Source organism: Litoribrevibacter albus (assembly GCF_030159995.1).
Taxonomy (GTDB): Bacteria; Pseudomonadota; Gammaproteobacteria; order Pseudomonadales; family Litoribrevibacteraceae; genus Litoribrevibacter; species Litoribrevibacter albus.
The window spans coordinates 93,295-111,049 of the sequence record NZ_BSNM01000027.1 but is presented as its reverse complement, the minus strand read 5'-3'; the positions used below and the strand labels follow the sequence as shown (position 1 = coordinate 111,049).

At 46.0% G+C, this 17,755-nt stretch carries 17 protein-coding genes; 13 read left to right on the top strand and 4 right to left on the bottom strand.

The window, feature by feature from the left end:
• Window positions 1–33: 33 nt before the first annotated feature.
• On the bottom strand, window positions 34–1,191 hold the full coding sequence (locus tag QQL66_RS20230) for a murein hydrolase activator EnvC family protein (protein ID WP_284383987.1): 1,158 nt from the start codon (window positions 1,189–1,191) through the stop codon (window positions 34–36).
• Between the two features lie 247 nt (window positions 1,192–1,438).
• Entirely contained in the window at window positions 1,439–2,980 is a 1,542-nt protein-coding gene (gpmI, locus tag QQL66_RS20225) for a 2,3-bisphosphoglycerate-independent phosphoglycerate mutase (protein ID WP_284383986.1), read from the bottom strand.
• Between the two features lie 255 nt (window positions 2,981–3,235).
• Between gpmI and QQL66_RS20220 the strand changes: the two genes are divergently transcribed.
• The 3 genes from QQL66_RS20220 (at window position 3,236) to secB (ending at window position 4,826) form a co-directional block, all read left to right on the top strand.
• Window positions 3,236–3,646, top strand: coding sequence for a rhodanese-like domain-containing protein (locus tag QQL66_RS20220; protein WP_284383984.1), 411 nt, complete (start codon window positions 3,236–3,238; stop codon window positions 3,644–3,646).
• Window positions 3,647–3,718: 72 nt separating this feature from the next.
• On the top strand, window positions 3,719–3,976 hold the full coding sequence (grxC, locus tag QQL66_RS20215; protein ID WP_284383982.1) for a glutaredoxin 3: 258 nt from the start codon (window positions 3,719–3,721) through the stop codon (window positions 3,974–3,976).
• 361 nt (window positions 3,977–4,337) lie between these two features.
• Window positions 4,338–4,826 carry a protein-export chaperone SecB gene (gene secB, locus QQL66_RS20210; protein WP_284383981.1) on the top strand — a complete coding sequence of 163 codons (489 nt, stop codon included), beginning with the start codon at window positions 4,338–4,340 and terminating at the stop codon, window positions 4,824–4,826.
• 111 nt (window positions 4,827–4,937) lie between these two features.
• Here secB and QQL66_RS20205 read toward each other — a convergent pair whose 3' ends face one another.
• Together QQL66_RS20205 and trmL are read right to left on the bottom strand one after the other, a co-directional pair.
• Window positions 4,938–6,740, bottom strand: coding sequence for a PglL family O-oligosaccharyltransferase (locus tag QQL66_RS20205; RefSeq protein WP_284383980.1), 1,803 nt, complete (start codon window positions 6,738–6,740; stop codon window positions 4,938–4,940).
• Window positions 6,741–6,821: 81 nt separating this feature from the next.
• Window positions 6,822–7,292 (bottom strand): tRNA (uridine(34)/cytosine(34)/5-carboxymethylaminomethyluridine(34)-2'-O)-methyltransferase TrmL, encoded by a 471-nt coding sequence (trmL, locus tag QQL66_RS20200; protein ID WP_284383979.1) that lies wholly within the window; start codon window positions 7,290–7,292, stop codon window positions 6,822–6,824.
• A 130-nt stretch (window positions 7,293–7,422) separates the two neighbouring features.
• On the opposite strand from trmL, the gene QQL66_RS20195 reads away from it, so the two are divergent.
• From QQL66_RS20195 to QQL66_RS20150, 10 genes are all read left to right on the top strand, one after another.
• Window positions 7,423–8,376, top strand: a complete 954-nt coding sequence (locus tag QQL66_RS20195) for a type IV pilus biogenesis protein PilM (protein ID WP_284383978.1) — start codon at window positions 7,423–7,425, stop codon at window positions 8,374–8,376.
• Window positions 8,366–9,004, top strand: a complete 639-nt coding sequence (locus tag QQL66_RS20190; RefSeq protein ID WP_284383977.1) for a hypothetical protein — start codon at window positions 8,366–8,368, stop codon at window positions 9,002–9,004. The genes QQL66_RS20195 and QQL66_RS20190 overlap by 11 nt, the downstream gene beginning before the upstream one ends.
• The gene (locus QQL66_RS20185; protein ID WP_284383976.1) at window positions 8,994–9,650 is read left to right on the top strand and encodes a hypothetical protein; all 657 of its coding nucleotides are present in this window, start codon (window positions 8,994–8,996) and stop codon (window positions 9,648–9,650) included. The genes QQL66_RS20190 and QQL66_RS20185 overlap by 11 nt, the downstream gene beginning before the upstream one ends.
• 55 nt (window positions 9,651–9,705) lie before the next feature.
• Window positions 9,706–10,062: a hypothetical protein gene (locus tag QQL66_RS20180; protein WP_284383973.1), complete on the top strand. Its 357-nt coding sequence runs from the start codon at window positions 9,706–9,708 to the stop codon at window positions 10,060–10,062.
• Window positions 10,063–10,067: 5 nt separating this feature from the next.
• Window positions 10,068–11,714: a pilus (MSHA type) biogenesis protein MshL gene (gene mshL / locus QQL66_RS20175; protein ID WP_284383971.1), complete on the top strand. Its 1,647-nt coding sequence runs from the start codon at window positions 10,068–10,070 to the stop codon at window positions 11,712–11,714.
• A 49-nt stretch (window positions 11,715–11,763) separates the two neighbouring features.
• Window positions 11,764–12,630, top strand: coding sequence for an ExeA family protein (locus QQL66_RS20170; protein ID WP_284383969.1), 867 nt, complete (start codon window positions 11,764–11,766; stop codon window positions 12,628–12,630).
• Window positions 12,627–13,847, top strand: coding sequence for a tetratricopeptide repeat protein (locus QQL66_RS20165; RefSeq protein ID WP_284383968.1), 1,221 nt, complete (start codon window positions 12,627–12,629; stop codon window positions 13,845–13,847). The genes QQL66_RS20170 and QQL66_RS20165 overlap by 4 nt, the downstream gene beginning before the upstream one ends.
• A 1-nt stretch (window position 13,848) precedes the next feature.
• Entirely contained in the window at window positions 13,849–15,765 is a 1,917-nt protein-coding gene (locus QQL66_RS20160) for a GspE/PulE family protein (RefSeq protein ID WP_284383967.1), read from the top strand.
• Window positions 15,766–15,768: 3 nt separating this feature from the next.
• Entirely contained in the window at window positions 15,769–16,992 is a 1,224-nt protein-coding gene (locus tag QQL66_RS20155) for a type II secretion system F family protein (protein WP_284383963.1), read from the top strand.
• Window positions 16,993–17,197: 205 nt separating this feature from the next.
• Complete coding sequence (locus QQL66_RS20150) at window positions 17,198–17,713, top strand: prepilin-type N-terminal cleavage/methylation domain-containing protein (RefSeq protein WP_284383962.1); 516 nt, start codon at window positions 17,198–17,200, stop codon at window positions 17,711–17,713.
• Window positions 17,714–17,755 lie beyond the last annotated feature (42 nt).

Genomic DNA, 17,755 nt, shown 5'->3' with positions numbered 1-17,755 from the left:
TAGTTATTGATAAAACTGATTAATGCTATACCGTTATGGGCGGCCTGTACACCATCTTTTCGGGTTGATTGGTGTACCTTGTTGGCGAATTTCAAAATATATCCCTTCAATGTCCGTATCGGAAGTATTACCTGTATAAGCTATGACATCGCCACGGTTAATCCATTCCCCTGGTTCACGAATTACTGATTCGGCTTGTCCGTAAAGTGACATATAGCCACCACCATGATCAATAATGGTTAATAATCCAAAGCCACTGAACCAATCCGCAAAGACAACCCGACCACTGTGGATGGCGGTTACCGGCTTACCAGACGGAGCGCCAATCAAAATACCGTTGGACTTGAGCTTGCCACCTGCAATGGCACTGCCAAATGAACGCATGATTTTACCGCGTGTTGGCCAGGGCATTTTTCCTTTGTCTGATCCGAATGGTCGGCTGTCCCCCAAAGCATTGATGTCTTCCAGGGCCTTTTTCATTTCTGCCAGTAGTTTGTTGAGTTGCGCCTGATCTTTCTGTTTTTTATTTAATCTTGCTGATTCGGTTTTGAGTGATTGACGTAGTTTGTTCAACTGCTTTTGCTGCGAGGTTTTAGCCGCAGCAAGTTTGTTTTGCTCTTGTTGCTGAGCCTTCTTTAAGTCTTGAAGCGTGACTAATTCAGCGGTCAGTTGTTGCTCGTTTTTCTTGAAGGTCTCTAATGTTTTTAAATGTGACTCAATTTGAGTCATCTGTTCCGCTTGAAAGTGTTCATGGTATTTCAGTAAACGAGCGAATTTCTGAGGAGATTCCTGACTCAACAACAGTTTGAGCTGATTATTATCCTGGTTTTTATAGACGGCAATCAGGAGCTTTCTGATTTGTTGCTTACTTTTATTCAGCTCAAGCTTAATGCTTCTGTTTTGTTCCCGTAACTTTGACAGTTTGTTTTGTGTTGCGTCCAAGTCACGTTTTGTTTGCTGAAGTTTCTTTCGAGCTGAGCTTACTTTTTTACTGGTTGCCTGGAGGTCTTTGTTCTTCTGGTTTTGTTCAACTTTCAGTTGGCTTAATTTTTTCTTGAGTCGTGCAATGTCTGATTTCTGCTGGGAAAGATTCTTCTCAACGTCTGAAATACTTTCAGCGGTGGCTTCTGCGGCAGAGATACCCAGAGCAAGAATCAGCAAACAAGAAAAGAACAATTTAAGTGCAGGCATGAATAGAATCTGATGAGTGTGTTTTGTATAACGGCTAAGCCGTTTCTGGTTGTATTGTTGCTTCCGATTATATTGTTTTTAGCTGTTATGTCGTTTCGGATTTGCATTAACGCAGCAGAGATTCTAGGGGATGTGACGTAAATAAAAAAGCGGCAGTCCAATGGACGCCGCTTTTTCATTTGATCTGGGACCTATTTTATTTGGTCTGTGACCTGTCCAGGATCGGAATAAAATCCAACCGTAGAAATTAACGCTTGATTAGTGAATGCCCGGTCATCTCTTCTGGTTGTTCCTGACCCATAAGGTTCAACAGGCTTGGTGCGATATCACACAGTGCGCCGTCGTTTTCCAGTTGTACGGATGGATCACTGCCAACATACACCAACGGAACCGGGCCGGTTGTATGTTGTGTGTGTGCTTGACCACTGTCGTAGTCCAGCATTTGTTCACAGTTACCGTGGTCGGCTGTGATCAGACAGTGTCCGCCGGTTTCTTTAATGGCATCCGTTACGCGACCCAGGCTTTCGTCCAGCGCTTCCACAGCTTTGATGGCTGCATCGAATTTACCTGTATGGCCGACCATGTCGCCATTTGCGTAGTTACATACAACCAGGTCATATTGACCGCTCTTGATGGCATCAACCAATTTATCGGTTACTTCAGGAGCACTCATTTCTGGCTTCAGGTCGTAAGTAGCAACGTCTGGTGATTGGATCAGGATACGCGTTTCTCCATCAAACTCGGCTTCTTGGCCGCCAGAGAAGAAGAAAGTTACGTGCGCGTATTTCTCGGTTTCTGCGATGCGAAGTTGAGTCATGCCTTGTTTGGCAACGAATTCACCCAGTGAATTTTTTAATTCGGACGGCGGATAGGCACAGCTGGCAGGAATACTTGCAGCGAACTCGGTAAGCATCACAAAGTCAGCCAGAGCTGGACGTTTGTTACGTTCGAAGCCTTTGAAGTCGTCTTCCACAAAAGCACGGGTTAATTCACGGGCACGGTCGGCACGGAAGTTCATGAAAATGATCGCGTCACCGTCGTTGATGGTGGCCGCGCTTTGACCTTCTGAAGCACATACTGTGGTTTTAACGAATTCGTCGTCTTCGCCTCGTTCGTAAGCTGCCGCCAGACCTTCAACACCATTGGTCGCTGTAAAGTCAGATTGGCCTTCGGTCAGCATCTTGTACGCTGATTCGATACGATCCCAGCGGTTGTCACGATCCATTGCATAGTAACGGCCAACTAATGTAGCAACTCGGCCTTTGCCTGTTGCTGCTAGAACTTCATCCATTGCTTTAATTGAAGGCTCAGCACTGCGTGGTGGCATGTCTCGACCATCAAGGAAGGCGTGGACATAGATTTCTTTCACGCCGCGTTGGTCAGCCAGTTCAACCATCGCTTTAATGTGATCTTCGTGGCTGTGAATGCCGCCAGGAGAAAGTAATCCAAGGATGTGAATGGCACCGTCATTGGCTTTCGCTTCGTCTACTGCCTGACAAAGTACCTGATTTTCGAAGAAGGCTTTGTCTTCAATGGCTTTGGTGATCAATGTGAAGTTTTGATAAACAATGCGTCCTGCACCCAGGTTCATGTGGCCAACTTCGGAATTCCCCATTTGACCTTCTGGTAGACCAACGGCCATGCCCGAGGTGTTGATTAAGGTGTGTGGTTGTTCCTCAATCAGACGATCCCAAACCGGAGTTTTAGCATTAAGAATGGCATTTTGATCTTTGTCAGTACGGTGGCCGAAGCCATCAAGGATAATCAGTGCAGTAGTTTGTTTAGTCATGCTTTCTCTGGCTGTTTTGTCAGCGATTAAAAAAGGCTCAATTTTACGCAAATTTCAGAAGTCTGTCATCTGATCATCATGACTGTGTTCTATTGAGGCGTGGGTGCTTCAATCTTTGACTGGAAATCGGCTGAATGTTCATGGGGGACATGCTTTCTGGCACGTTGGTGGTGGAAAAATGTGCTCCTTGATTTTCAAATAAGCCGTGAGGCTGTATCATTACGCGCCACACGATATTGATGATGAGATTTTTTCATGGAACAGTTTTTTGAATTTGCAACGAACAACGCGATGTTGGTAGGTGCTTGGGTTGTTTTGTTGGTGTTGTTTATTATTTCTGAAACTCGCAAGGGTGGGAAAACGTTATCGGCTCAACAGGTCATTATGCGTATGAACAAAGAAGAAGCGCTAATCCTGGATGTTCGTGATAAAGCGGATTACAAAAAAGGCCACATCATCAACTCGATCAATATTCCGTATGCATCGCTTGATTCTCGTGTTACTGAAATCGAGTCGCATAAAGAGAAGCCGGTTGTGGTGGTTTGTAAAATGGGACAAACCTCAAATGCTGCGGGTTCTATTTTGAGAAAACATGGTTTTACTGATGTGACTCGTTTGGCGGGTGGCATGGCTGAGTGGACTAGCCTGAATCTACCGGTTGAGTAATCGGTTACATTATTTATCTAAGTTTGGATGGCCAGACAGTTCTGGTGCGTTTAACTAAATGAGAGGTGGTCTATGGCTGATATTATTATCTACAGCAGCAACTATTGTCCGTATTGTGTTCGAGCAAAACAATTGTTGAAATCTAAGTCTGTGGACTTTGATGAAATTGTTGTGGATGGTCAGCCAGAATTGCGTCGGGAAATGATGCTGAAAAGTAATCAGCGCACAGTGCCTCAGATCTGGATTGGTGAGTCACATGTGGGCGGTTGTGACGACCTTTATGCGCTAGAGCGTGCAGGTAAACTCGATGAGTTACTTGTTACGGCCTAATACGTTCTTGCTGAGTAATTTCTTGTCTGCGTAACGTTCGTCATGTGACTGTTGATAAGTCACTTTCTTATCGGGCGATCCTTGGTCACGCAGTTTCTCTTTCGAATTGTTTTCGATTCTTTGATTTGATCCCTTTGGGGATCAATCTTCTCTTTTCAACGGTTGTTTTTGACAGATTCGTTGTGTAGTGTAAAGGCACTTTCACTTCTGTGCTGTCTCAAGATACTGTCATCAGCAAATAGTTTGTAAGATAGAGTGGCTAATGCCGGGCACCACGATTTTTTCGAGCGCTTTTCTGTTTTCGCATCGATGAATATCTCCGGTAGCAGTACAGAATAATAATAAAATGATAGGTATCGATATGGCTGAAGAAAATCAGGCAGCTCAAAACTCTGAGCAACAAAATGCAGGTTTTGCATTACAAAGAATTTATCTAAAAGACTTCTCTTTTGAATCTCCGCGTTCACCACAGATATTCCAGAGCCAGTGGAAACCTCAAGTTCATATGGACTTGAACACCGGTAATGCAAAAGTGGGCGATGATTTGTATGAAGTGGTATTAACGATCACGCTGACTGCGAAACAAGACGACGAAGTTGCTTTGTTGGTTGAGATCAAACAAGCCGGTATTTTTTCTATCCAAGGTTTGGAAGGTCCTCGTCTTGCTCATGCGTTAGGTGCGTTCTGCCCGAACATTCTTTTCCCGTATGCTCGTGAAACCATCGATAGCATGGTTACTAAGGGCAGCTTGCCACCATTCATGTTGCAGCCTGTTAACTTCGACGCGATTTTCGCTGAAGCGATGCAGCGTAAGCAACAAGAAGCGGGTCAGGCAGAAGCGACTCACTAAGGCCTGTTCTTACGGCCAAAAAAAGCAGCTCATGATCTTTGATCTGAGCTGCTTTTTTTATGCGCATTTTTTTATCTGCTCTTATCGTTTAGCAATCAATTCGTCAGATGGTTAGTGGGGCAGAGGTACTTCACTCATTGCCTGACTACTCTCTTTAGTTTGCTTGATCGCTGTTTTGAGCTTTTTATCGGTGGGATAAAAGTACGCCGCCGTTTCCAGGATCTGAATGGCCTGATCATATTCCTTCAGCGCCCAGTGGGCATTCGCCAGATTGAAGTAAATGGCTAGTCTCGGCGTGTGTTTCAGAAACTCTTCTGCCCAACTTATATAGGCTTTTATCTGATCGGGTTTATTTTGACTCAGACCTTGAGAAAGTCGATAGGTCATCACATCGAAAAAGAAACGTTTCCAGATACCGCTGGGGTGAATAACATCACTCAGGTATTCAATATGTTGTTGCTTAGAGGCGTGGTATTTAGTGACCTGATAGGTCGCCTGAATACAAAGCATCATCACGGGGATGGTGATCAGAGGAATAACTACCGCGAAGCAGCGAGCAAAGAAGTCCAGTTTAAAGCATTTAATGCTAGATGTGCTGGTTATCCAAAGCAGCCAGGCAGTAAGTAAACTGAGTATCAGCCAGTGCACAATGGACTGGTAAAACGGGTATTCTGTATTCGCATGAAAAGATATGGGGACAAGTACCGACAACGCTGCCAGGCCGTAAACGATGCCTAAATGACGTATTGCCCGAAAGATTAAAATGACAGTCAGGGCGAGCAGTAATAATGGCGGTATGACGCCACCTTCTACGGCCCATAACAGAAGTTCATTGTGTGGATGATCGAGATTGGCAATGATCTGGTGAGTGTACTCTCCCGAGTGATATTTCTCTGCATAATAATCCAGAAAATTGCGTTCAAAGTTACCATAACCCCAGCCAGACAAAGGCTTGTCTTTGATCATGTCCAGTGCTTGTAAGTAGATCCCTGTTCGGTTTGCCGTGGACTGAAAGGCTTCCAGGTTACGTCCGCCAGATTCCATTTGTTGAATGCTGATGATTGCGAACAGTACGCCAAACGAGGCTGAAATAAGCCAGCCCCAAAATAATCGAGGTTTGTATGGGGTTGAAAGCTCACTTTGGGTGGTTACATATTTATAAATCAGAGGCAGACATAAAACGATGGCGAGCACGGTGCCAAAGATACCGGTACGTGAACCTAGTAAAATCAGTGCGGCGGAACCCAGTGTCGCGCAAGACAGCAACAACGAGATTTTAGCTTTCGTGGTGTTTTCGTCGTGCGGTTTAAGTATCAAATACAAACTGGTGATAATGCCTGTTGCGATAAAGCTGGCGCTAACATTGGGTTGTTGGAACGATCCGAATGGTCTTCCGTAGTCTTCTTTATAAACCCCAAGAGCAGCGATACTCGGAAAATATTGTTGAACCAAGCACAACAAAGCTTCAATTAGGCTGGCGGCAACTAACAGGTAGAACACGTTTTGCCAACTCTTGTGTGCCTGGATGCTTTGAAAAAAAAGTACCGTCAGCAGCAAACCTGCCAGAATAGCGAGAACCCGAGTGCCCGCTTGTGTGGTTTCTGTAATTTCCTGAAATGCAATTGGGATGACCAGCGCCAGCATAATCAAGCCAAGGAGCTTGAGTGCGGAGTCGTCTATCCACTGTCGTGTCTTGGCAAGGCGAAACAGCATGGAAGAGAAGAGTAAGCTGATGACGCTCCACACGGCAGCGTTATACGGCATTTCCAATCCCGTACCGCCGGTATTCTCAATGTTAAAGTGGACGCTGAACAGCAGACAAAAACCAAGTAGAAATAAGGTTATCTTAGAGTCAGGTACGGGCGACTGGGTGTGATAAGGCTCGTTTAACTCTACTTGGGTTGGCTCATCCATGAGGCTATATCTGTCCTTTCTTATGAATTAAACGCAATGCTGTCTGATCTGGATTCAAGTACTTCCGCGCCATTACCTGAATTAGAGTGCTTCCGCACCTTGGAAATCTAACTGTCGCCATGCTTCGTAAATCATAATCGCTGCGCTGTTGGACAGATTCAGGCTTCGGCTGTCTTTCAGCATAGGAATGCGTAGACGTTGGTTTTCTGGTAGCGATTCGATGAACTCGATAGGAAGCCCTCGGGATTCCGGCCCAAAAATTAACGCGTCACCGGCTTGAAACTCAACGGCTGTGTGTCGCGTTCTGCCCTTGGTGGTGATAGCCATCACACGGTTAGGTTGACGACTAGCCAGATAATCATCCAACGAATCGTGCATCTCCACATTAGCCAGTTCGTGGTAATCCAGACCTGCTCGTCGGAGCTTTTTATCGTCCATAACAAACCCAAAAGGACGAATCAGATGTAAATGGAATCCGGTGTTGGCGCACAAGCGGATGATGTTACCCGTATTGGGTGGAATTTCAGGTTGGTAGAGCACTATATCAAGCATTTTGTCAATAAATTCTGGTGGTTAGAGTTTAATCTTAGTAATAAGGTTTAAAAATGTTGCTAAACTAATACAATCGTTTATTAATGTATTTGATTTTTAGCCCCATTTTATTAGTGAGTAAAGAAACGGAATGATACGCCTGCCGAGATTGAAAAAGAAGCCAAAGACCAGCGTCTTGAATGGTATCTCGATTGAGGCGGATGGTATCGCTTTTGCCAGAGTCTCTACCAAGAACGGCTTACACGTGAAATCGGCCGCGTTCTTTCCTTATGAAGACAATGAATGGCAGAAAGCACTTTCCAAAACCATATCCAAGCAGCGGATGTATGGAAATGTTTATATTTCCTTATCGGAGAAGTTTTATAACTTACTGCTGGTGGATGCCCCAGAAGTTCCCGAGGCTGAGCTCGCTGATGCGATTAAGTGGAAAGTGAAAGACCTGATCAATGAGCCTCTGGATTCCGTTACCATTCAATATTTCAAGTTGCCTGAAGATGCCTACCGTGGCCGCTTGAGCATGGTCTACGTTGCGGTGGTCAATAAGTCTCTGGTTCGAGAGATTATTGAACTGTGTGAAGACAAAGGGCTTGAAATTAAAGGCATCACCATCGAAGAACTTTCCCTGAGTAATTTGTTATTTGCCTCGGGCGTCACAGAGGGCGACAGCACGGGCATGGTGTCGCTGGGTGCCTACGAAGGCCAGATGCGACTGTTGGAAAGTGGCAATTTATATCTGGCGCGGAATTTAGGCATTGGTGTTGACCGACTGAATGGTTTGAACGAAGACGAATTGTCTGAATACGATTTGGCGCAATGTGATGAGTTGATGTTCGATATTAAGCGCTCAATGGATTATTACGAAAGTCAGCTTGGCAAAGGGGTGGTACATAGAGTAATTCTCATGCCGGCCGATACAAACTTAGTGCGTTTAGCCAGTGTGTTAAATGAAAAGATGGAAATCATGGTTCAGCCTTGGCATTGGCAATTCACAGAAAATATTTCTCATGAGTCGGAGTCTCCGGAAGTGCTTGATCGATGCATTTCAGCCATTGGTGCCGTGACGGGAGGTTGGCTTGAGAATTAATCAAAAGATCAATTTCTACAGTGATGAGTTCCGACCACCGGTTATTCAGCTGCCAACTGCCAAGATGGTTCAGTATCTTGGGCTGTCTTTGGGTGTATTAATTGCGGTTGCTTTGATGTTGTATTACCCGATTCCAACTCTGGATGAGGAAATCACTGCGCTGAATACTCGTTTGGCAGATAAACAAGCCGAGTTAAAAGAGGCCAAGCGGAAGTATCCCAAGCTGGTAAAGAGCAAAGCATTGGAAACTCAGCTTGCTGCGCTGAGAGAGCAGAACAACAACAAGATTCGTTTATTAAATTATCTCAAGTCCGATACCTTGAAAGATGCACAAGCCTATTCAGGGGTATTCGAGGATTTAACCCAGTTTGATCATCGTCAGGTTTGGTTAACACGAATTGATGTATTGTCGGAAGGGCAATCAATGCGCTTGACCGGATTAGTGTCTCAACCGGATGTGCTGCCTGGGTATATTGACGGGTTGAAACAAGCCGCTTCATTCAAAGGTCGGGCGTTCAATCTGTTCAACCTTGAGCGGGATGAAGATAACAAAAATTATCTGCACTTTATTTTAAGCACCGACATCAATACGCAGAAGAAAGCAGGAGGGCCGAACAGTGAAGGCTAAATGGCTGCTTCTCTCTGAAAAGTTAAATGCGCTAACTTCCCGTGAACGAGGCATTATTTTTGTTACCTTGTTGATTGCTGTTTATATGTTGTTCCAGTTGTTTGTGTTTGATCCGCTAATGGATAAACGGACACGAATGGTTCAGCAAGAGCGGGACATCAAACAGCAAGTGGATAAGGTACGAGTCGAAATTGCTGAAGTCATTGCTGCTTCTAAATTTGACCCGAATAAAGAAATTCGCAAGAAGATCGAGCAGGCAGAGCAGAGTGCTCTTCAATACCAGCATGATATTCAAACCATTACAGACAAATTGATTGAGCCATCACAAATGTCGGATGTGCTGGCTTCCTTGTTGAATAAGGATTCAGGCCTGAAATTGACTTCGGTGAAAAGTGTTCAAGCGAAGCCGGTAGCCATTGGTTCCGGGAAACCGGGGGAAGCTGATCTTTACCAGCATACGCTGCATCTGGAGATGGAAGGCAAATACAGTCAGGTCAAAGACTATCTAACACGGGTAGAAGCACTGCCGGAAAGAGTGTTTTGGCGAAATCTGGCCTTTCAGATGGATGATTATCCTGTAGGGCGTTTAACGCTGGAAGTGTACACCCTGAGTACCAGTAAGGATTTGATTGGTGTTTATCGATAGAAAATTAGCTCGTAGCGTATTGTTTAACCGCTCGATTATCCGACGGAATCTATTCATGAGATTAAGCACGGCTGCATGTCTGAAGCTGGTTATGAGTGTAAGTCTGCTGTTTTCGGGGCTGGCATTTTCTGATCATGCGGTGTCGGACCCTATGCGTCCGCCAGGGTTTGGAGAGGTATCCACCAAGAGAACGTATCAATCAACGAAATTTACGTTGTCTCAAATATTAGTTTCTGATCAAAGAAAGCGTGCTGTAATTAATGAACAGCTCGTCTCGGTAGGTGACTCAGTGGATGGCGCGAGAGTGCTCTTCATAGACGCTGAGAAAGTAACGTTACGTGTGGATGGCCGAACTAAAACGTTGGCAATCAACACAGCGAAGGGTTTTAAAATTAAGAGAGAGACCGAGTGACAGGTATGAATCCAACGTTGTCGAATCAAACGTTTCTGAGCCAAACGTTAGCGCGGGTGCGTCCATTAGGTGTGTTGGTTGCAGCGCTCATGGTAGGTTGTCAGTCGGTGCCTAGAACGGAATTGCCTCCCATTCCTCCGATGACCTCAGAAGCACAAACGCAGACGAAACAGCATCAAATGCCTGACGCCTTGGCCGATCTGATGTTGCCGGAGTTACAAGTGACCTCTGAGGCGGATGTGCGTTTTGATGTGATCGCCAATGATACGCCGGCTAAGCAATTTTTTATGAGCTTGGTGGATGGCACTTCAAAAAATATGGTGGTGCATCCAGACGTCAAAGGCGATATCTCGATTCGCCTAAAGAACGTGACGCTGGAAGAAACGCTCAAAGCGGTTCGCGATATCTATAACTTTGATTACCTACCGAAAGCCTATGGCTATCAGATTGTTCCGAGAGAGATTCAAACAAAAGTCTTTCCGATTAACTATCCGAACATTGTAAGGATCGGCCAATCTTCCACTTTAATCAGCAGTGGTCAGGTGTCTTCGTCCAGCACTGAGCAAAGCAGCTCGACTTCTTCGACGGCCTCCAGCAGTACTGAGACATTGCAAAGTGCCCGTGTTGAAACTACGACGGAAGCCAACTTCTGGCGGAATCTGCTTAACAGCGTCAGCATGGTGATAGGCACTGAAGGGGGTCGTCGGGTTATTACTGATCCTCACACCGGATTGCTGATCGTGCGCGCTTATCCCTCTGAACTTCGTAATGTTGAAGAGATGTTGGAACGTGCCGAGCTGAGCTTGAAACGTCAGGTGATTATCGAAGCCAAAATTCTGGAAGTGAGTTTGTCCGACGGCTATCAGGCCGGTATTCAGTGGGACACCTTCGGTAATGGTTTTAACTCAAACATAACTGATACGTCTAATGAAGTTGTGGTGGGCTTTGATACCGGCAATTTGAGTACCCTGTTGGATTCATCTGTTGAGGGTGTGTTCAAGTTTGGTCTTAACTTTACTGACTTTAACGCCATCATCAGTCTGATTGAATCTCAGGGCGATGTCAGCGTGTTGTCCAGCCCTCGTATTGCAACGGTCAATAATCAGAAAGCCGTTATTAAAGTCGGATCGGACGAATTCTTTGTCACCGATGTATCCAGCACCACGACCAGCACCTCTTCTTCGACCAGTGATACACCGGACATCACGTTAACCCCGTTTTTCTCGGGTATTGCTTTGGATGTGACTCCCCATATTGGTGGCGATTCTGAAGTTATTCTTCATGTACACCCGACTATTTCTAAAGTGGAAGACCAAACCAAGACGGTCACTTTAGGGGATTCGGGTGATCTTATTTTACCTCTGGCGTTTTCTACTATTCGGGAAACCGACAGTATTGTTCGCGCCAAGAGCGGTCAGGTGATCGTTATTGGTGGTTTGATGGAAGAGCGCAGCCAACAACTGGAAGCAGGCGTGCCTATGTTGAAAGACATTCCGGGGCTTGGAAAACTCTTCACTCAAGAGCGTGACGTTACTGAAAAAGTGGAACTGGTGATTCTGTTGAAACCTAAGATTGTCGAAGGGCAGCTTTGGGAGAAAGAACTTCAACAAGTGCGTCAGCGATTCCCTGACTTTTTCAATAAACCGAATTAAGCATTGTCTAAGGAATAGGTGGATCTTGGCTAAGCATCCTAGAGAAATAATGGATCAGCTTTGTGGGCATTTTGGTTTTTCAAAGCTGCCGTTCACGCTGTCTCCCAACACCCAATTCTTTGTGAATCTTAAAACCCATAAAGAGTGTTTTAATACTCTGGTGTTTGCATTAGGCACGGGCGAAGGCTTCGTTAAGGTTACAGGGGAAGTGGGGACGGGTAAGACCGTTCTGTGCCGTAAACTGCTTAATCAGTTATCGGGTGATGAATACGTTACCGCCTATATCCCAAATCCAGCGATGCCGCCAGAAGTATTGAGGCGGGCGTTGGCTCGGGAGTTGAAAGTCCCTGATGTTGATGTGCTGGATCACTATCAATTAATTGAAGCCATTAATGATCAGCTAATTTCGGTCGCAAAACTGGGTAAACGAACCATTCTTGTGATTGATGAAGCTCAATCCTTACCTGAAGATACTCTCGAAGAAGTGCGCTTGTTGAGTAACCTGGAAACCGAACAACAGAAGCTGATTCAGATGGTTTTGTTCGGCCAGCCGGAATTAAACACGCTGTTGGCTCAGGATCGTTTTCGTCAGTTGAGACAGCGTCTGGCCTATGCCTCGTCGTTGGATAGTTTGGACTTTGAAGATCTGGAACAGTACGTGACTCAACGAGTGCATGTGGCGGGTTACAACGGCGGTAAGCTCTTTGATTATCCTGCGTTGCGTCTTTTGCATAAAGGCACTTCGGGAACCCCTCGCGTCATTAATGTGGTTGCTCAAAAAGCCTTGTTGGTGGCCTTCAGCCAGGGTGAAAACGGCGTGACCAAGCATCATGTGAAGAAAGCCTTGGATGACACCGAAGGCTTGCCAGCCAGAAAGTCATTCTGGCAGCGACTGTTCAGGGCGAAAGTCGCATGAGTTTGATCAATGATGTACTGAAAGATTTGGATAAAAAGCCAGAGAATGCGAATGTCTCTGTGCTAGAACTGATGCAAACGTTACACCCCAGCGCAAAACCCAAGAAATCACGATGGCTGATCTTCAGCTTGTTCTTTGGCATTTTGGTTGTGGCGGGGTTGGCCTGGGGATATCTGAATTATTTTAATGAATCAGCAGCATCTCAACCTGCTCTTGCTAGTAACGGTATGGAAAGTAGCCAACCAGGGGTTACTGATCACGAGACTGTGAATCGAGTCGTCTTGAATCAAGTTGCTCAGCCCCAGGTCGTGAGACAAGAGCCTGAAGTTACAAAGCCAATGAGTGATGCTCAAGACCGAGCCTCATCCGAATTTAAGACGGTAGAGCAGAGTGAACAGCCAACAAGTCTTCAAGCGCAAAAAGTTGAAACTGAAAAGGGCGTTTCTCAAAAGAAAGCTCTTCAAGCGGCAGTTCACAATGTACCCGCTTCGCCTGAGGTGTCTGTTTCAGCGTCACGGGCAACGATGACAGTGGCCGAGGCGACGCCAGTGCAAACCAAGGCTAAACCAACACCCGTTGTGGCAGCATCTGAGCAAGCTCAGGAAACGCCGCCTGCTGACGTGTCTGCAGTGAAAGAAATCGAGACTGCTGAACCGACACAAAAATCAGAGGCAGTAACCTCCGTTTCCAAACAAAAAACACAAGAAGTACGCCTTTATGAGCAAGCGTTGTCCCGTTTTCAACAGGGGCGCTATCAGGAGAGTCAGGTCTTGGTGGACCAATTGCTGAAGCAGGCTGGGGAGGCAACACCGCAAGGTAATGTTTCCAAGTATCAGGCGCTCAAGGCTCGTTTATTATTGAAAGAATCACCGAATGCATTGGTGACATATATTGATCAGCAGAAGGTCGATATCTCTTCTACGGATGAATTGCTTGGCTTGGCGGCCAGTGCTTATCAGCGCACTAACGATCATATTCGAGCGGTCAAAGCCTATGATTTATTGGTTCAACGTCAGCCAACAGAGGGGCGTTGGTGGTTGGCGATGGCGTTTTCCTTAGAAGCAGAAAATGCTTTGGATAAATCATTAAAAGCGTATTCCTTGGCGCTTCAATCGGGCAATTTACCGGCCAATGCACGGGAATTTGCCGCCAGAAAAGCAAATCAAATCAGCAAACAATTAGAAGCCTTGGCGCAGCAAGCTAAGGAGCAGCAGTAACATGGCACAACCCAGAATTCGTATCGGTGACTTGTTAGTCAGTAAAGGCTTGATCAAAGAAGATCAGCTGATGACTGCGTTGGACGAACAAAAGCGCAGCGGAAAAAAAATCGGTAAGGCGCTCACCGATCTTAAATTTGTGACCGAACAGCAAATGTTGGAAGTGATGGCGGATCACTTCTCTTATCCTTATGTGGATTTGGTTCGGTTCCAGCTGAAAACGGATCTGATCACGCGATTACCGGAATCTCAGGCTCGTCGCTTCCGGGCCGTTTTACTGGCCGATCAGCCGGATGGTTATTTAGTGGGAATGCATGACCCGCTGGACTTGATGGCCATCGATGAACTTCAGCGTAACTTAAAGCGTCCGGTCTTACCTGCCTTTGTGAAAGAACAGGATCTGATGAACTCATTGGATCGGGCTTATCGTCGTCGTGATGAAATTGCGTCATTGGCGACGGAGCTGCAAGACGAGCTGGAATCCTCCACCGATTTTGACCTGGAAGCCATTGCCAGCAGTGGTGAAGCCTCCGAAGCGCCGGTTGTGCGGATGCTTCAAAGTATTTTTGAAGATGCCGTGCAGGTGCGAGCCTCTGATATTCATATTGAGCCGGATGAAGGCGTATTACGGGTTCGCTTGAGAATCGATGGTGAGCTTCAAGAACAGGTGATGAAGGAAAAACGCATTGCCAGCGCTCTGGTTTCTCGTTTGAAAATCATGTCCGGCTTGGATATTTCTGAAAAACGCTTACCGCAAGACGGTCGTTTTAATATTCGTATTCTGCATAAAAGTATCGACGTTCGTTTGTCCACTCTGCCAACACCTTATGGTGAAAGCGTTGTAATGCGTTTGCTGGATCAGTCTCAAGGGACGTTAGAACTAAGCCAGTTGGGGATGCCGGATGATATCCGAAAACGTTTCGAAACCTTAATTCATCGTCCTCATGGCATGATACTGGTTACCGGGCCAACGGGAAGTGGTAAAACCACCACCTTGTATTCTGCTCTTAATTTGTTGAATCGACCCGAACAGAAAATTATTACCGCAGAAGATCCGATTGAATACCGTTTGCCCCGAATCACTCAGGTTCAGGTGAATACCAAAGTCGGACTGACTTTCGCATCGGTACTCAGAACGGCGTTGCGTCAGGACCCGGACATCATTCTGGTCGGGGAAATGCGGGATCAGGAAACGGCCGAGATCGGTTTGAGAGCGGCGATGACCGGGCACTTGGTGCTTTCCACGCTGCACACCAATGATTCTATTTCGACGGCCATGCGTTTGATCGATATGGGGTGTGATGCCTATCTTGTTGCCTCTTCATTGCGTGCCGTGATTGCTCAACGCCTGATTCGGAAAGTGTGTGAATACTGTAATCAGGTGGACGAACTTTCGTCGCAAGAACGAGCGTGGATTAAGAACATTAATCCTAAGTACAGAGATACCGTGTTTGTGAAAGGGCGTGGTTGTCATCAGTGTAATAACACCGGCTATTCCGGCCGGATTGGTGTCTACGAGTTGCTTGAAATGGACGATGCCATGCTGGACGCATTACGACGTAACAGTGCGGCGGACTTTGCACAAGCGGCAGAAGAGAATCCGCATTATGTGTCGCTTACGGAATGTGCCATGCGTTATGCCAAAGAGGGCATTACCTCGGTGCATGAGGTCTTCCGTATCAGTGCGTCGTTGGATGAGCGGGCTTCAAACATTCCTGATGATGAAGATCGTGATCCTACCCCTGTACGTAACTCAGAGACAGCAAGTAATTCTGATACAGCAAGTAATTCTGATACAGCAAGTAATTCTGATACAGAGAGTCACTCGAATGCCGGCGTGGCGACCGTTCCTGGCATTTCTGAACAAGAAATTTCGCTGGATCTGGATTTGCCCGATTTACCGGATTTAGGGGACTAACCAATGGCTAAGTTCAGTTATGTCGGTCGGAACGCGCAAGGAGATAAAGTAGAAGGAATACTGGACGCCTCGACGGCCGAAATTGCCGCTGGCATGTTGCAGTCTCAAGAGCTAACGCCGGTTCGAATTGAAGAAGCCATTGAAGAAACCTCATCGGATATTGATCTAAAGCGCTTTCTGCCTAAGCCAAAAGTGACGCTTGATGATCTGAGCATGTTCTGTCGCCAGATGTATGCCTTGGCCCGTTCGGGGATGCCGATCGTTCAAGCCATTCGTGGTCTGGCGGATACCTCAAAGAACGAACGTTTGGCAGAAGTGTTGAATCAAATCTCCTCTGAATTGGTGATCGGTAGTTCATTGGCTGTGGCGATGCGGCAACACAGCGATGTGTTCTCTTCCATCTTTGTCAGCATGATTCATGTGGGGGAAAGTACCGGTAAGTTGGATGATGCGTTTAAAAAGCTGATTGATCATGTTGAGCTTGAGCGGGAAACCCGTGGTCGTGTGAAACAAGCGGTTCGTTACCCTGCCAGTGTGGTGATCGCCATTACCATTGCGATGTTCATCATCAACTTGTTTGTGATTCCTGAGTTTTCGAAAGTCTTCTCCAAATTAGGTGCGGATTTACCTTTGCCTACCCGAATTCTAATGACCACCTCAGAATTCAGTGTTCAGTATTGGTGGTTGATATTACTGATACTGACTGCGAGCTTTTTCGGGTTTCGTTACTACATCAAAACCGATGACGGCGAACTCTGGTGGGATCGGGTGAAGCTGAGACTTCCCCTGATCGGTAATATCTTTGAGAAAGTGGCGCTCAGTCGTTTCGCGCGTTCTTTTGCCATGATGTCGGAATCTGGCGTACCTATTCTGCAGAGTCTCAACATTATCGGCGCGAGCATTGGTAATCGCTATATTTCCAATGCCGTAGCCGATATGAGACGAGGCATTGAACGAGGTGACTCGTTAGCGAGAACATCCGCAGCGACGGGCATGTTTACGCCTCTGATTCTCCAAATGATTGCGGTGGGTGAAGAGACGGGCTCCGTCGATAAACTATTACACGATGTGGCCGACTTTTATGAAGAAGAAGTGGACTATGATTTAAAGATGCTCTCACAAGCCATTGAACCCATTTTATTGGTGTTTATGGGGATTATGGTAGTTGTGTTGGCGTTGGGTGTGTTCTTGCCTATGTGGGAACTTAGCTCGGCGATGAAGCATTAATGGTGAGAAAATTATCTTTTTACTGATTGGAAGCAAAAATGAAACTAAGTTTTTGTAGGATATTGTCTATACTTTATTAAATTTATTGTTTAATAATATCGTATAACCTACTGAACACTCGGTTTTATTTTGATTTAGGCGTTTCATTGTTATTTAAATAAAGTTGGCATCTATGCGATTAACAGAATTAGGCACAGGTACGCAGATGATAAATCAGAGTAAAGGGTTTACGTTGATCGAATTTGTTGTGGTTACCGCGATCATAGCTATCTTGGCAGCCGTTGCGTTACCCAGAATGATGGATGCTCAGGACAACGCTCATCAATCTTCAGTTGAAGGGGTGGGTGGAGCGTTAGCGTCGGCTGTGATTCTGGTTCGTAGCCAATGGGTTGCAAACGGTTACAGCGGTGCAGTGGACGAAGTCATTGGATTTGGTAATGATGATATAGCGACCAGCTCTGATGGTTGGCCGACAGATGCAGGCCAAGGCACTGGCTCCAATAACAGTGAAGTTATGGACAGTGCAGAACGTTGCAAACGCTTGTGGGATGCCTTGCTAGTGGATAATGCCCCATCGGCCGATAACGATTTATTGAACGACCCGGATTATCAGGTAGATACCATCAGTGGTAATTGCCGGTTTACCTATCGAAGAACGGATGATGGCTTCGATATTGAATACAACGCCCGGAACGGTGCAGTAGTTACAGATTTGGATTAGTTGATGTTGCACATCAGTTAATCTTGAACATAGGTTGTAGCC